The organism is Rahnella selenatireducens (assembly GCF_046449555.1).
GTDB classification, from domain to species: domain Bacteria; phylum Pseudomonadota; class Gammaproteobacteria; order Enterobacterales; family Enterobacteriaceae; genus Rahnella; species Rahnella selenatireducens.
This window is the reverse complement of sequence record NZ_JBKEZJ010000004.1, coordinates 230641-246475: the sequence shown is the minus strand read 5'-3', so window position 1 is coordinate 246475 and position 15835 is coordinate 230641. Positions and strand designations below refer to the sequence as shown.

The following is a 15835-nucleotide window of genomic DNA, read 5'->3' as shown; positions in this document are numbered from 1 at the left end:
GCCGCAGACTCTATTCAGGCAATGCCATCAGGAATGCGCGCATTTCGCTGAAGTCTGCCGGCAGATTGTGCGACAACAGTGGCAGGTCAGCGCGATCCGCCAGTTCTTTCGGCAAGCCGATATCCTGATCCAAAATCGCTTCCACGCTTTCTTTGAACTTCGCCGGATGCGCCGTGCCGATGAAAAGACCGAATTCGCCCGGTTGCAACTGGTCACGCAGAACGCGGTAAGCAATCGCGGCATGCGGTTCAGAGATGTAACCGATATTCGCCAGCTCGCGCATCGCGTCTTCCGTGGTGTCATCGCTGACCGCACCAAAACCGAGATCTTTCAGCTGCCAGATTTTACGGCGATACAGTTCTTCAACACGCGGCCAGTTGTTAGGCTGGCTGACGTCCATGGCGTTCGACAATGTCGCAACGGTTTTCTTCGGTTCCCATTCGCCATTGCTCAGGAAACGCGGCACGGTGTCATTGGCGTTGGTGGCAGCGATGAAACGCTTCACCGGCAGACCGAGAGATTTCGCCAGCAAACCGGCGGTCAGGTCACCAAAGTTACCGCTTGGCACAGAAACGACCAGCTGATTGCGGGCTTCCTGCGGCAGTTGCGCCACGGCTTCAAAGTAATAGCAAATCTGCGCCAGCAGACGGCTGATGTTGATGGAGTTCGCGGAGTTCAGCTTCAGCGCATGTTTCAGTTCTTCATCATCAAACGCCTGTTTGACCAGCGCCTGACAGGCATCGAAATCGCCATCGATAGCCACGGTGTGAATATTGCCACCGAGAGTACAGAACAGTTTTTCCTGAAGCGGGCTGATTTTGCCGCGCGGATACAAAATCACTACACGAACATTTTTCAGACCGTGGAAAGCGTGCGCCACAGCAGCACCGGTATCACCGGATGTTGCGGTCAGGATCGTGACCGGCTGGTCGCCTGATACCTGAGTCAGGATCTGCGCCATAAAGCGGCCACCGAAATCTTTGAATGCCAGGGTCGGGCCGTGGAACAGCTCCAGACAGGCAATATCGTCTTCCACTTTTGCGACCGGCGCCGGGAAGGCAAACGCGTTTTTCACGCGCTGATGCAATTCATCTTCAGGAATTTCATCGCCGATGAAAGCAGAAAGAATGCGCGTGCTGCGGGTGACGAAATCCAGATCCAGCAGGCGGTCAATTTCAGTCAGCTCAAACTCCGGCAGGTCGAGCGGGAAGAATAATCCCTGTTGTTTGCCCAGACCTTGTTTGACGGCCTGCGCAAAACTTACTTGCTCGTTGTGATCCTTCAGGTTGTACAGTTTCATTAGTTATCCCAGTCGATTATCGAGTTATCTCAATACCCGCGCGCCAGCGGTATCCAGACGACAAATATGAACAAAGCCTTCGTCATTTTGCAGATAGTGCGTCTGCAACCAGTCAGCCATACGTTTCGCCGTTGCGCTGTCATTGCAGACGGCAAACAGCGTCGGGCCGGAACCGGAAATCCCGCAAGCCAGCGCACCGATTTCTTCGGCCGCGCTGCGTGCTTCGGCAAAACCCGGCAGAAGACGTGTACGGTAAGGTTCGGCGATCACATCTTTCATCAGCTTCGCGGCCAGCGCCGGTTGCTGTGTATGGCACGCATGAATAAAGCCCGCCAGATAACGCCCGTGGCTGATGCAATCCTGGCGGCGATACTGCGCAGGTAAAATCGCACGCGCTTCCGCCGTCGAGACTTTGATGCCGGGATACGCCATCACCCACAGCCAGTCGTCAAAACTTGGCACATTCTGGCTGATGATATCCAGCTCCTCGAGCATCAGCTGGATACCGCCCAGATAGCATGGTGCGACGTTATCAAAATGCACACTGCCGGAAATCCGCCCTTCCAGCTCGCCCATCAGCTCCAGCATTTTGTTGTCGCTGAGCGGCTTGCCGCAGAATTCGTTCATTGCCATCAGACCGGCAACCACCGAACAAGCGCTTGAACCCAGCCCGGAACCGATCGGCATATTTTTTTCAAGCGTCATGGACACCGGCACATCTTTGCCGATTTCCTGACAAAAACGCTGCCAGCAGTGATAAACGATGTTGTCTTCCATCCGGTCAGGCAGTTTGGAAACAAACTTGCCTTCGTTTTTCAGGCTGAATGTTGTGGCAGCTTCTACTGATACGCAATCCCCCAGAAGCGTGCCATCTACCGGAGACACTGCTGCGCCCAGAACGTCGAAACCTACGCTGACGTTTCCAATTGAAGCCGGGGCATACACCTTAACCATATTAAACTCCTAACTTCCATGACAGCGTTCTCAAAAGATCGGCAAACACACCCGCCGCCGTCACATCATTACCGGCACCATAACCGCGTAACACCAGCGGTAACGGCTGATAATAGCGGCTGTAAAACGCCAGCGCATTCTCACCATTTTTTACTTTATAAAGCGGGTCATTACCATCGACGGCGTCGATTTTTACCTTGCAACGCCCTTCTTCGATAGCGCCGACGTAGCGCAATACTTTACCTGCTGCTGTTGCATCTGCAACGCGCCGAGCAAATTCGGCATCCAGTTCCGGCAGTCGTGACACAAACTCATTCACGTTGCCTGAGGAATCAAAGGATGCAGGCAAAACAGATTCCACGTCGATATCCGACAATTCCAGCTTATAACCGGCTTCACGCGCCAGAATAAGCAACTTACGGGCGACGTCCATCCCCGACAAATCGTCACGCGGATCCGGCTCGGTGTAGCCCATATCGCGCGCCTGCAAGGTGGCGGCAGACAGTGACATGCCTTCGTCCAGCTTACCGAAAATGAAGGACAGCGATCCGGAGAGGATCCCGGAGAAACGCAGCAGTTCATCGCCCGCATTCAGCAGGTTTTGCAGGTTCTCGATAACCGGCAAACCGGCGCCGACGTTGGTGTCGTACAGGAATTTGCGACGTGAACCATCTGCCGCTTTACGCAGCTGATGGTAATAATTCATCGATGAGGTATTGGCCTTTTTGTTCGGCGTGACGACGTGGAAACCGTCAGCCAGGAAATCGGCATATTGGTCCGCCACTTCCTGGCTGGACGTACAGTCAACAATCACCGGGTTCAGCAGATGGTATTCCTTCACCAGCCGGATCAGACGGCCCAGATTCAGAGGTTCTTTCGCCGCGCCCAGTTCGTCCTGCCAGGAATCCAACGGAATGCCGTGAACGTTGGTAAGCAACGCGCGGGAATTGGCGATGCCGCAAACGCGCAGATCGATATGTTTGGTTTTCAGCCAGGCCTGCTGACGGCGGATCTGTTCGATCAACGCCCCGCCGACACCGCCGACGCCAATCAGAAAGACTTCGATAACCTGATCGGTGTTGAACAACATCTGGTGGCTCACGCGGACACCAGTAGTGGCATCGTCGTTATTCACCACAACGGAAATGGAACGCTCAGAAGAACCCTGCGCGATGGCGACGATATTGATATTGGCACGCGCCAGTGCGGAGAAGAATTTCGCCGAAATGCCGCGCAGTGTACGCATGCCGTCGCCGACCACAGAAATTACGGCCAGTTTTTCCATGACGTCCAGCGGCTCAAGCAGGCCATCTTTCAGCTCAAGATAGAACTCATCTTCCAGCGCCTTACGTGCGCGAACCAGCTCACTTTGCGGCACGCAGAAGCTGATGCTGTATTCAGACGAAGACTGGGTGATCAGCACAACGGAAATCCCGGAACGCGACATCACGGCAAAAACGCGCGCCGCCATGCCGATCATCCCTTTCATCCCCGGACCGGAGACGTTGATCATCGCCATATTATTCAGGTTGGTGATGCCTTTGACCGGCGTATTGTCGCCGAGGCTTTCGCTGCCAATCAGAGTGCCCGGCGCCTGCGGGTTCGTGGTGTTTTTAATCAGGCAAGGGATCTGGAACTGAGCAATCGGCAGGATGGTGCGCGGGTGAAGCACTTTCGCGCCGAAGTACGACAACTCCATCGCTTCCTGATACGACATTGATTTCAGCAAACGGGCATCAGGCACAGTACGCGGGTCACAGGTATAGACGCCGTCGACGTCAGTCCAGATCTCGCAGCAATCAGCGCGTAAGCACGCTGCCAGCACGGCCGCAGAATAGTCGGAGCCGTTACGCCCCAGCACAACCAGTTCACCCTTCTCGTTGCCCGCGGTGAAACCGGCCATCAGCACAATGTGATCGGCAGGAATGGCGCTGGCGGCAATACGGCGGGTGGATTCGTTGATATCGACAGTGGATTCAAGATAGTGGCCCTGAGCCAGCAGCTTTTCGACCGGGTTAATGACGGTGACGCCAAACCCTTTCGCGAGGAAAACGGCTTCCATAATGGCGATAGAGAGCTTTTCGCCACGACAGATGATTGAGGCGTTCACGCTGTCCGGGCATTGCCCCAGCAGCGCGATGCCGTGCAGCAACTGTTTAAGCTGTGCGAATTCCTGATCGACAAAAGCTTTCACTTTCGGCAAATCAAAGCCCGGCTGTTGTGCCGCCAGACCGGTAATCAGCTGACCAAAAATGTTTTCTGCGTCGCTCATGATGGTCTTGATGTCCTGTCCGGCGACAGTCCGTTCAATCATGGCAACCAGATAGTTGGTAATTTTGGCAGGCGCGGATAATACCGTCGCGACCTGTCCCTGACGCGCATTGCTTTCCATAATGTCCGCAACCCGCAAGAAGCGTTCTGCGTTTGCTACCGAGGTCCCGCCAAATTTCAACACTCGCATTTCTGGTTCTCTCCTGAAGCTCTCGTTTAAATGTAAAAAAAAAGCCCGCACTGTTTAGGTGCGGGCTTTTTTTCTTTTTCCTGTACGCGTCAGCCCGCCCCGTTACCTGTGGTATCGGTGGTGGTAATAATTGTTGTGTTCAGGCTGATGATTCGCATTTTATTTTTCTGTCTGTCTTTAGGTTTGTACTCTGTCTGCCTCTATTAGCTAAAGCATAAGGCACAATAAGTCAATTTTTTTCTGTTTTTGCCCGGTTAATCACGGACAGAATTAAATGGATAATGAGCTGCCTTTAAAAACATTTCCAGTGTTATCCGCAGGTCTGTTTCCTTCACACCGAAGATCATACCAGTGAAGCGGATATTCCCGTCAGATCATTGGGTCAGCTTTTTTTCGATGTCATGCAGCAAAGTATGTAGCATTGCGGCGTCACGCTTCTGCAAAAGACCGAGCCTCTGATGCAACCAGTCGGACAGTTTATGGTCGTCTCCGGCACCGACATTTTCCAGTAAACGATCCACTCTGCCACGCAGCGCAGACAACTGCCCTTCCTGCGCATTTTCCGCTTTCGCCGACGTCACCTGATTCAGCGCCGACAGCTGATAGCAGAAAACCATCACCGCCTGGCCCAGATTCAGCGACGGGTAATCCGCCACCATCGGAACGCCGGTCAGAACATCGGCAAGTTCCAGCTCTTCATTCGTCAGCCCGGAATCTTCGCGCCCGAACACCAGCGCCGCGTGGTTTACCCAGTCGCTCTTCTCTTCGAGCTGAACCTGCAATTCCTGCGGCGTGCAGTAATAGTGAAAACGCGCGCGGCTACGTGCGGTGGTGGCGACGGTAAAATCAATGTCGGTCAGCGCTTCGGCGAGCGTATTGAAATGCCGCGCATTTTGGAGGATCTCCTGCGAGCCGTGCGCAACCCAGCCAGCTTCCGGCTTAAGGTGCGCCTCGCTGTCGACAATGCGCAATGACGCGAAGCCCATCGTTTTCATTGCTCGGGCAGCCGCGCCGACATTTTCCGGTCGGGCCGGAGAAACTAAAATAATATGAAGTTGCATGTCGCGCCTCTGCAAAGAGTGAATGAAATTGCCGCCCGTTTTTCAGCGATGAAATTTTATCCGATCCCAAAACTATTCATCGCTTATATTCTTCACAAGAACTTAACAGTCGGCTCAATATATTCTTTTATTTTATCGGAAAAGCTTACCCGATAGGAAAAAAAGGTGCTGTCGCGGTTAAGCGAACTTTAAAGAAAAATTTATCATTATTTTTCATATGGATATATAATAACGACACATGCAGATTTTGCATTTATCTTTCGTTGCTAGATGAATTGCTGAATCGTGTACAATAAAGGCCGAAATGTGACTCAAGCGTGCATTCTTGTAAGTGTTTTTCACTGTTCTGTTACCGTGCTACAATTGAACTTGATATATGTCAACAAACCGTAATTTTGTTGGGTGGTAATTTCGGCACTCGCTGTTATATTGCTGTTAATAGGGTTAGGATGTTCGCCGCTTTAGGACCCCGTGGAACTGCAGAAAGTGGAATCCCTGACCGAGCTTGCGATGTTGTTGCCGTTGATGGAAATTGCATCGAGAACGCGTTTACGTACTTTAGTCATGTAACGAGTGAGATGGCCAATAAGGCATCAAAATTCATTGGGATAACAAGGACTTCTGTACTCCTATTTTCTATTTGTTGGCAATCTTAGGTAGCAATCATGCAGACCCCTCACATTCTGATCGTCGAAGACGAGTTAGTGACACGTAATACGTTAAAGAGCATTTTTGAAGCAGAAGGCTACATGGTACATGAAGCCAATGATGGCGCTGAAATGCACCACATTCTGTCCGAAAATGACATCAATCTGGTTATCATGGATATCAACCTGCCAGGCAAAAATGGCCTGCTGCTGGCACGCGAATTACGTGAACAAGCCAGCGTTGCACTGATGTTCCTGACGGGCCGCGACAACGAAGTCGACAAAATCCTGGGTCTGGAAATCGGCGCTGATGATTACATCACTAAGCCATTCAATCCGCGCGAGCTGACTATCCGCGCACGCAATCTGTTATCCCGCACGATGAACCTGGGCACGACCGGTGAAGAACGTCGTCTGGTCGAAAGCTACAAATTCAATGGTTGGGAACTGGACATCAACAGCCGTTCACTGATCAGCCCGCAGGGCGAACAATACAAATTACCGCGTAGCGAATTCCGCGCGATGCTGCACTTCTGCGAAAACCCGGGCAAAATCCAAACCCGTGGCGACCTGCTGAAGAAAATGACCGGTCGCGAGCTGAAGCCGCATGACCGCACGGTTGACGTCACTATCCGCCGCATTCGTAAACATTTCGAAGCGACACCAGATACTCCGGAAATCATCGCGACCATTCATGGCGAAGGTTACCGTTTCTGTGGTGATCTGGAAGACTAATACAGAAGGTTGCCAACCGCTCTGTAGACGATGCAACAAAACGTCAAAGGCCAGCGAAAGCTGGCCTTTTATTTTAGGGATCGCGTGACAGACCGCAGAAAGTTTACGGTGCCGTATGCGCCCACGGAATGATCGGTACAGCACTCAGCGCATTTTTAGGTGACCCATCTACCACTTTATCTGAATAACTCATATAGATAAGCGCATTGCGTTTTTCATCGTAGAAGCGCACGACCTGAAGCTTTTTAAACACCAGGGACGTCCGTTTCTGAAACACCACCGTTCCCTTGTCTTTGCCTTGTTTAATCTTATCGCTCAGTTCAATCGGGCCGACCTGCTGGCAGGAAATCGCCGCATCGGACGTGTCTTCTGCCAGCCCTAATCCGCCTTTAATCCCGCCGGTTTTCGCGCGACTGATATAACACGTTACATTTTTAATATCAGGATCATCAAAGGCCTCGACGACGATTTTATGGTCCGGTCCGAACAATTTGAAAACCGTATCGACCGACCCGACTTCCTCAGCATGCGCCGCCCCGGAACAAAAAACAAACATCCCAAATACAAAAATCCAACACTTTTTCATTAAGTTACTCCACGTCATGAGCATGACGTTGTTTTCTAAAGAAACCCCATTCGGAAAGCGTGCATTCACAGTTTCTGAATGAAATACTCTGTAACACCTGCAAATAGCACAGATAGCCAAAAAATTCTTAGGAAGTCTTATCAGTAAAAAGTTGCTATTATGCGCGCAACATTCTGTGAATTATCTTAGCTCAACGAGGACGATCTATGGATCAAGCAGGAATCATTCGTGACCTTCTTAGCTGGTTAGAAACCCATTTAGACCAGCCCTTGTCACTCGACAATGTCGCAGCCAAGGCCGGCTATTCCAAGTGGCACCTGCAGCGAATGTTTAAAGATGTCACAAACAACGCAATCGGTGCTTATATTCGCGCACGCCGTCTTTCTAAAGCCGCCGTCGCTTTGCGCCTCACCAGTCGCCCCATTTTAGATATCGCCCTTCAGTACCGTTTTGACTCTCAACAAACGTTTACGCGGGCATTCAAAAAGCAATTTGCTCAAACTCCGGCACTGTATCGTCGTGCTGAAGACTGGCATTCCTTCGGGATCTGCCCGCCTATTCGTCTGGGTGCGTTTATTCTGCCTCAGCCGGAATATATCGCCCTGCCTGAACAGCATCTGATCGGCATGACGCAAAGTTACGCCTGTACGCTGGAGCAAATCACCACGTACCGTAACGAAATGCGCCGCCATTTCTGGCGTCAATATATTGGTGAAGCGAAAACGCTGCCACCGATACTCTATGGCCTGCACCATTCACGTCCAAGCCAGGAAAAAGATGACGAACAGGAAGTCCTTTACACGACCGCGCTTGAGCCTGCGCATCTGCCTGAAAATGTTGAAGGTCAGCCGATTGTGTTGCAGGAAGGTGAGTATGCCATGTTCCACTACAATGGTACGCCTGAGCATTTGCAGGAGTTTATTCTGACATTGTACAGCACCTGTCTTCCAACGCTGAAATTGACCCGCAGAAAGGGACAGGATATCGAACGCTTCTACACTAATGGTCGTGCTCCCGGCACTGCGCCATCAGAAATACAGTGTGATTACCTGATCCCAATCCGCCGCTAACACCTTCTGGTGTTAGCGCTGTAACTCGTCTAATGCGGGCAGATCCAGATGTGATACATCGCCCGCCGTTTCCACAATCCAGCCATTCGCCAGCCACGCACTTTGCTGATGATCCACGCGCGACAACGAACAGTTTCGCAGGCGAAGACGACGTTCTGCATACGCCGGCAATCCCAAAATCGTACTGATCAGACACCCCAGCGCAATGCCGTGGCTAACCAGCAGTGGTTTGCTGCCCGGCGGCAGTTGCAGGCAGTGATCGAGCGCAGCACGCATACGCGAAGCCAGCTCCGTCATGGTTTCACCTTCGGGAATGCGCCCTTGCGGCGAGCCATCGACCATCTGTTTACGCCAGATTTCTTCCTGTTCGGTCAGGCCATCCAGAATACGTTCTTCCAGCACGCCCATGTGCAGTTCGCGCAGACGCGGCTCATTGATCACTTCACAGCCGCAGGCGTCAGCGATAATCTGCGCCGTGTGACGGGTTCGCCCTAAATCACTGGTGATAACGTGAGTGATCCCTTCGTTACGCACGCGCTCAGCAACCTGACGGGCCTGATAAAGACCTTTAGCCGTCAGAGGGCTGTCTGACTGCCCCTGAATACGACGCGCTGCGTTCCATTCTGTTTCGCCGTGACGGACGAGATATACCTGTAACATGTGTGTTTTCCGTTATACTGCGTGAAATTTGCTAAAGGATGCCAGAACTCTATGTACCATGTTGTCGCTGCAACCACTAACCCGGCAAAGATCAAAGCTATCGCCATGGCTTTTGAAGACATTTTCGGCGCAGAGGCGTTTCACATTGAAGGCGTTGACGTCGATAGTGGTGTTCCAAATCAGCCCATCGGCAGTAATGAAACCCGTACCGGTGCGCGTCATCGCGTGATTGGTGCGCGTCAGGTTCGCCCGGAAGCGGACTTCTGGGTCGGCGTGGAAGCCGGTATCGAAGACAATATGACGTTCGCCTGGATGGTGATTGAGAATATGCACCAGCGAGGCGAATCCCGCTCTGCGAGCCTGATGTTACCTGAAATTATTTTACAGGGAATCAATCAGGGCAGCGAATTGGGAGATGAGATGGAGAAGCTGACCGGTATTGCGGAAGTTAAACGTAAAGGCGGCGCGATTGGCATTTTTACGGCGGGTAAACTGACGCGCACCAGTGTTTATCATCAGGCGCTGGTTCTGGCTCTAGCGCCGTTCCATAATCCGGTGTATCAGACTCGCGCGCAGACGCACTGAGTTTTAAGACCTGAAATTAAAACGAAAACGGACGCATCAGTCGTCCGTTTTTTCTGACAGTAACTGCTCACCCAACCATTCCTTCAGTTCCGCCGGTGCCGTTTTCAGGCCATTGGAACCCCGGGTTATCGTCGCGATGCCGGCACCCAGCTGGCTTTTCAGCTCCCGTTGACTCATTTCTCCCCGCATCAGTTCCTGAATAATGCGCACCCGCGTTCCCAGCGCCGCACGTTCATCGGGCGTCAGAAGCAGTTGCAACAAATCCTGATGCAGATTTTCAGCAAAAGATTGCTGTAGCAGTGCCAGAAAGCACTGCCAGTCCTCATTGCCTTGTTGGGAAAGAGCAGGGTCAGTGAGTGTTCGTTGCGTCATGTGGGGGCTGCCATACTATTGAACTAGTACAGCAGCTTAACATAAACGCCCGAAAATCAGTAACGCCTCTGCCATTCGGCATCCGTCAAAATTTTGGCCGGTTGATGTAAAAAATAGCGATAAAACGCATCATAAGCCAACACATTTTTAACATATCGGCGCGTTTCAGAGAAAGGGATACTTTCGATAAATGCAACGGAGTCCACCCTGCCCGCGCTGGTTCCCAGCCAGGTATTCACCCGCGACGGACCGGCGTTATAGGCGGCGCTGGATAAAATACGGTTGCGGCCAAACATCTGGTAGACGTATTCAAGATAGCTGGTGCCGATGGTGATATTCATCTGCGGATCCAGCAACTGCGCCGGATTGCTGTAACCCTGCAAACCGAACATATCCACCGTATGCTGCGCCGTCGCAGGCATAACTTGCATCAGGCCCGCCGCGCCCACCGGAGAACGCGCTTTCGGATTCCATGCGCTTTCCTGACGGGCAATCGCCATCGCGTAGCTTTGGGTGATGCCTTTATCGTTGGTCGCACGGCGGAATTCATCCGGCCATGCCAGCGGGAAACGTTCTTCGAGATAATCCCACAGCTTGCCGGTTATCGTGGCCTGTACGCTCAGATCCGGCCATTTTTGCTCGAAGGCATAACGCGCCAGCGCGGATTGCTGCGCCGAACTGCGGCTGCTCACCAGATAGCTCCATTCGGTGCGCGCCAGATTGTCCATCTGCCAGTACATCAGTTCACGTACGCGGGCCACTTCCGGTAATGCCGCTATGCTGGCGTCCGGTTTTGTCGCCACAGAAATTTGCATCGAATACGCAACATTCAGCTTTTGCGCCGCCGCCATCGGATAGAAACCGCGCCCTTGCATTAATGTGCGCAGCATCGCTTCGCCCTGCGAACGTTGCCCTTTGTCGATCATGACCGACGCACGCCAGTATTGCCATTCGTCCTGCTGCAAAGCATCCGAAGGCAAACGTTCCAGCCACTGACTCAGGCTCTGACGGTCACCGGCGGCCAGCGCCATGCGGATCCGACGTTCAACCAGTGTGGTGGAATGGCTGCGCAGAATCACGTTATCGCGCCATGCGGCCTGTTCCGGCGTGGCATCGCTGCCCATATAACGCCAGGCAACGGCTTCTTCCAGCTCAAGGCGATCGCTGTCACTCATCTTCTGCAAACGGGCCAGAACCGGGATCATCGAACGCGCGTTTTCCGAATCATCGCGGGCAATGCGGGCGAATGTAATGCTGGTGGCATTACGGGTGAAGTCCGTCGGCCCGACGTTGCGCGCAAAGCTTTCAATCGTGTTCGGGTTGTTTTGCAGGTCAACCAGCGCGTCGCGCATGGTCTGATAATCCGGCGGCAACTGCTTCGCCAGATAACTCACCAGACTGGTATTCCCGGTTTTCATCGCCAGACCAATACGTTGCAGCGTCGTCAGTGCCGTCTGATTGCCTGCGCCCTGCCAGACGGAGAATAATTTATCGCAGGTATTGGGCAGCGACGTGCCAGTTAGCCAGATTTCTTTCGCGCCATCAAAGGCGGTTTTCTGATCGCCGGTGGCCCATTTGGCATAGTAATAGTTACAGCGGGCAGCGACCGGTTTAGGCGGCTGCGGGCTGAAAGACAGCAAACTGTTCCAGTCCTGACGACGCGCCAGTTCATTCACAAAGCGTGCGGGCAGGGAACGCGCGGGCGGCAGCGTCGGGTTCGCTTTTACAAAGGCATTGACCTGCGCCGGTGTCGCCTCACCCAGATCCTGCGTTAGCTGGCGGTATTCGAGATAAGGATAAAGAGGATAGTCTTCGAGCGTGGGCATCAGCTGGCCAACGACATCCATCTGATTGTTATCCCACGCCTGTTTAATCTGCATGTAGTGCTGACGTTGCGAATCCAGCGAATCCGCTTTCGCCACACCCGATGCCGTCACCAGCATTACGCTCATTGCCAGAGCGTGCCATTTGTCCACCTTGACCATACTTGCCTTTATCCTCACGGGTTGTCTTTCCTGCTGTGCCAGCTGCACAGATATTGCCCTACAGACGTGCTGTTTTTGATGTAAGAACTGTTCTTTGTTCTGTAGACAGTCACTACGCTAATCGATTCATTTTTAAAATTGAAGTCATGCGGGAACAGCATCACAAACTTTACACAGTGTGAGGCATGCGCAAAGCCGTTACCAGAGAACCGCGCGCTTATTTTACGTAACACAACGTAGCAGGTGAATAAGCGAAAATACCGATATTATTACCGCGATAAAGGCCGGGTATTTGAGAGAACCCAAATAGATAGCACCCTTACAATGAGAATCTGAATAAATACGCTGACAAAACTTATCTTTATTTACGCTAATTTACCGTGATATTTAAACCCTAAACAAAACCTAAATGAGTAGTAAATAATACCGATATTCCTAACTTGATTAACACAATGTTTTCATTGAAAAATTATATTATTTATATCGTTATAAAAGTCTTTATTGGTTCAGATCAATTTTATTTTCGCGTAATTGATTATTATCGTTTCATATTCTCAAACCGATTTGAATACCCGTAGTAATTACACGCTTAATTTAATCACGTGCAAGCATTCTTATTCATCGCTTATGGAAAAGTATATGACTCACTCATCATCATCTGTCAAAACCAATGCCAGCCCCTCTTCTTCAGCGGCGGCAGAAAACAAAAACTGGTATCAGATTAGTGGTAACGACGCCATGTCGCGTCTGGAAACCAGCGAAGCCGGTCTGAATCCGCAGGTTGCCGCTGAGCGCCTGAAAGAATTTGGTCCGAATGCCTTACCGGAAAAACAAACCAAAAGCGCCCTGATGCGCTTCCTCGCGCATTTCAATGACGTCCTGATTTATATCCTGCTGGCGGCTGCGGTCGTGACCGGTGCGATGGGCCACTGGGTAGATACGCTGGTGATCCTGGGCGTTGCCGTCATTAATGCCATGATCGGTTTTCTGCAAGAAAATAGCGCCGAGAAATCGCTTAAAAGCATTCAGAATATGCTGTCCAGTCAGGCGGTTGTGATCCGCGACGGACAGATCCAGACCATCAATGCCGATCAACTGGTTCCCGGCGATATCGTTCAGCTTCGCCCCGGCGATAAAATCCCGGCAGACCTGCGTATCGTCAGCGCACACAACCTGCAGGTTGAAGAAGCCATCCTGACCGGCGAATCGACCGTCGTCACCAAAACAGCCAGTACTATCGACGATGAAGTCATGATTGGCGACCGTCACAACCTGCTGTTCTCGGGCACGATGATCAGCGGCGGTACGGCCACCGGTGTGGTATATGCCACTGGTAAAGACACCGAACTGGGCCATATCAACCAGATGATGTCGTCGATTGAACCGCAGCGCACCCCGCTGTTGCAGCAAATCGACAAGCTGGGTAAAGGCATTTTTGCCCTGATTCTGCTGATGATGGCGTTCCTGTTTGTCTTCGCCTTTATCCTGCGCGACATGCCGCTCAGCGAACTGTTGCTGTCGCTGATAAGCCTCGCGGTAGCCTCCGTGCCGGAAGGTTTACCGGCCATCATCTCGATTATTTTGTCTCTCGGCGTTCAGTCGATGGCGCGTAATAACGCGATTATCCGTAAGCTACCGACCGTTGAAACGCTGGGTTCAATGACCGTCATCTGCTCGGATAAAACCGGTACGCTGACCATGAATGAAATGACCGTTAAAGCGGTGATTCTGGCAGACCGCGCTTATACCGTGGAAGGTGAAAGCTACCAGCCGAGAGGCCGGATTACAGACGCCACGACGCAGCAACAAATTGATGTCATCAATACGCCGGTGCTGAACACCTTCATCACGGCGGTCGATATATGTAACGACAGTCAGCTGATTCAGGACGACAAAGGCCACTGGGGCATTACCGGCGGGCCAACCTCCGGCGCGCTAAAAGTGCTGGCGGCGAAATGCACGCTGAACACCGGTAAAGTCGAATCTCTGGATAAAATCCCGTTCGATTCCAAACACAAATACATGTCTACGTTGCAGCGCATAAACGGCAAAACACAGCTCTTTGTGACCGGTGCGCCAGACGTCCTGTTCTCGCTGGCGACATTTGAGCTGACCGAAAACGGTGTGCAGCCTTTCCGCCGCGAATACTGGGAAGAAGAGATGGCACGCTACGCCCGTCAGGGCCTGCGTATGGTTGCCGCCGCGTTCAGGGATGAGCCGGAAATAAACGGTGACCTGAGCCATGCCGATCTGCAGCAAGGCCTGGTCTTCGCCGGTATCGCAGGAATGATGGATCCGCCACGCCCTGAAGCCATTGATGCGATTGCGCAATGTCAGCAGGCCGGGATCCGCGTGAAAATGATCACCGGTGACCATCAGGAAACGGCGATGGCCATCGGCAAAATGTTAGGTATTGGCAACAGCGGGGATTCCATCACCGGTAACGAGCTTGAGCACATGGACGACGCGGAGCTGGCGATCGCTGCCAGCCAGTTCGATATTTTCGCCCGTACCAGCCCGGAGCATAAGTTGCGTCTGGTAAAAGCGTTGCAGGAAAACGGTGAAGTGGTCGGCATGACCGGCGACGGCGTGAACGATGCGCCCGCGCTGAAACAGGCTGACGTCGGCATCGCGATGGGCATCAAAGGCACTGAAGTGACCAAAGAAGCTGCCGATATGGTGCTGACGGATGACAACTTCGCGACCATCGCCAGCGCGGTGAAAGAAGGCCGTCGTGTTTACGACAACCTGAAGAAAACCATTCTGTTTATTCTGCCGACTAACCTCGCGCAGGGGCTGCTGATTATCCTGGCGATTCTGGCCGGCGCGGTGATCCCGCTGACGCCGGTGCAGATCTTGTGGATGAACATGGCGACGTCGACCACGCTGTCATTCGGTCTGGCCTTCGAGCCTGCTGAAAAAGGCATGATGCGCCGTCGTCCACGTGAGCCGGGCCAGCATGTTTTAGACCTGCATGCCGTCTGGCGTATCGCGTTCGTCGGTATTCTGATTGCCTGTAGCGCCTTCATTCTTGAAGCCTGGATGCAACCGCTCGGCTACAGCAGTGAGTTGATTCGTACCGTTTTGCTGCAAACGCTGGTCACCGCGCAGTGGGTTTACATGTTTAACTGCCGCGTGATGGACCGCTTCCCGCTGAGCCGCGAAGTGTTCGTCAACAAAGGCCTGTGGATTGTCTCCGGCGTACTGCTGGTCCTGCAATTGGCGCTGATTTATCTGCCAGTGATGAACCACCTGTTTGGCACCGTACCGCTGCCGCTGAAATTCTGGGGCATTACCCTGCTGGTCGGTGCAATGATCTTCGTGATTGTCGAAATCGAGAAATGGCTGGTGAACCGCTTCATTCGTAAAAAAGGGTAGCAAGTTTGCCGCTTACCGGGCTACTTTCTGTAGCCCGGTTT

Annotated in this window: 13 protein-coding genes and 1 other annotated feature; of the genes, 4 read left to right on the top strand and 9 right to left on the bottom strand. The window is 52.5% G+C overall.

Annotation, left to right across the window (positions count from 1 at the left end; translation table 11 throughout):
- Positions 1–10: 10 nt before the first annotated feature.
- The 5 genes from thrC to ACLBVC_RS08875 form a co-directional block, all read right to left on the bottom strand.
- Positions 11–1300 carry a threonine synthase gene (gene thrC / locus ACLBVC_RS08895; RefSeq protein ID WP_195813688.1) on the bottom strand — a complete coding sequence of 430 codons (1290 nt, stop codon included), beginning with the start codon at positions 1298–1300 and terminating at the stop codon, positions 11–13.
- Positions 1301–1324: 24 nt separating this feature from the next.
- Positions 1325–2254, bottom strand: a complete 930-nt coding sequence (gene thrB / locus ACLBVC_RS08890; RefSeq protein WP_410149302.1) for a homoserine kinase — start codon at positions 2252–2254, stop codon at positions 1325–1327.
- Between the two features lies 1 nt (position 2255).
- Positions 2256–4715 carry a bifunctional aspartate kinase/homoserine dehydrogenase I gene (thrA, locus tag ACLBVC_RS08885; RefSeq protein ID WP_410149301.1) on the bottom strand — a complete coding sequence of 820 codons (2460 nt, stop codon included), beginning with the start codon at positions 4713–4715 and terminating at the stop codon, positions 2256–2258.
- 34 nt (positions 4716–4749) lie between these two features.
- Positions 4750–4866, bottom strand: a sequence feature (Thr leader region).
- A complete protein-coding gene (gene thrL, locus ACLBVC_RS08880) occupies positions 4805–4873 on the bottom strand; it encodes a thr operon leader peptide (protein ID WP_071823645.1) in 69 nt (22 codons plus the stop codon). (Overlaps the previous feature by 62 nt.)
- A gap of 216 nt (positions 4874–5089) precedes the next feature.
- Complete coding sequence (locus ACLBVC_RS08875; RefSeq protein ID WP_410149300.1) at positions 5090–5776, bottom strand: tRNA/rRNA methyltransferase; 687 nt, start codon at positions 5774–5776, stop codon at positions 5090–5092.
- A 665-nt stretch (positions 5777–6441) separates the two neighbouring features.
- Here ACLBVC_RS08875 and arcA point away from each other — a divergent pair.
- On the top strand, positions 6442–7158 hold the full coding sequence (gene arcA, locus ACLBVC_RS08870; RefSeq protein WP_013577079.1) for a two-component system response regulator ArcA: 717 nt from the start codon (positions 6442–6444) through the stop codon (positions 7156–7158).
- A 103-nt stretch (positions 7159–7261) separates the two neighbouring features.
- Here arcA and creA read toward each other — a convergent pair whose 3' ends face one another.
- A complete protein-coding gene (gene creA, locus ACLBVC_RS08865) occupies positions 7262–7744 on the bottom strand; it encodes a protein CreA (protein ID WP_410149434.1) in 483 nt (160 codons plus the stop codon).
- A gap of 206 nt (positions 7745–7950) precedes the next feature.
- Between creA and robA the strand changes: the two genes are divergently transcribed.
- Positions 7951–8814 (top strand): MDR efflux pump AcrAB transcriptional activator RobA, encoded by an 864-nt coding sequence (gene robA / locus ACLBVC_RS08860; protein WP_410149299.1) that lies wholly within the window; start codon positions 7951–7953, stop codon positions 8812–8814.
- A gap of 12 nt (positions 8815–8826) precedes the next feature.
- On the opposite strand, the gene gpmB is transcribed toward robA, so the two are convergent.
- Complete coding sequence (gene gpmB / locus ACLBVC_RS08855) at positions 8827–9474, bottom strand: 2,3-diphosphoglycerate-dependent phosphoglycerate mutase GpmB (protein WP_410149298.1); 648 nt, start codon at positions 9472–9474, stop codon at positions 8827–8829.
- A gap of 51 nt (positions 9475–9525) precedes the next feature.
- On the opposite strand from gpmB, the gene yjjX reads away from it, so the two are divergent.
- On the top strand, positions 9526–10059 hold the full coding sequence (gene yjjX / locus ACLBVC_RS08850; RefSeq protein ID WP_410149297.1) for an inosine/xanthosine triphosphatase: 534 nt from the start codon (positions 9526–9528) through the stop codon (positions 10057–10059).
- Between the two features lie 36 nt (positions 10060–10095).
- On the opposite strand, the gene trpR is transcribed toward yjjX, so the two are convergent.
- Entirely contained in the window at positions 10096–10431 is a 336-nt protein-coding gene (trpR, locus tag ACLBVC_RS08845; protein ID WP_104923402.1) for a trp operon repressor, read from the bottom strand.
- Between the two features lie 56 nt (positions 10432–10487).
- Positions 10488–12407 (bottom strand): murein transglycosylase, encoded by a 1920-nt coding sequence (gene sltY / locus ACLBVC_RS08840; protein ID WP_410149433.1) that lies wholly within the window; start codon positions 12405–12407, stop codon positions 10488–10490.
- Between the two features lie 648 nt (positions 12408–13055).
- On the opposite strand from sltY, the gene ACLBVC_RS08835 reads away from it, so the two are divergent.
- A complete protein-coding gene (locus ACLBVC_RS08835; protein ID WP_410149296.1) occupies positions 13056–15794 on the top strand; it encodes a cation-transporting P-type ATPase in 2739 nt (912 codons plus the stop codon).
- Positions 15795–15835: the final 41 nt, after the last annotated feature.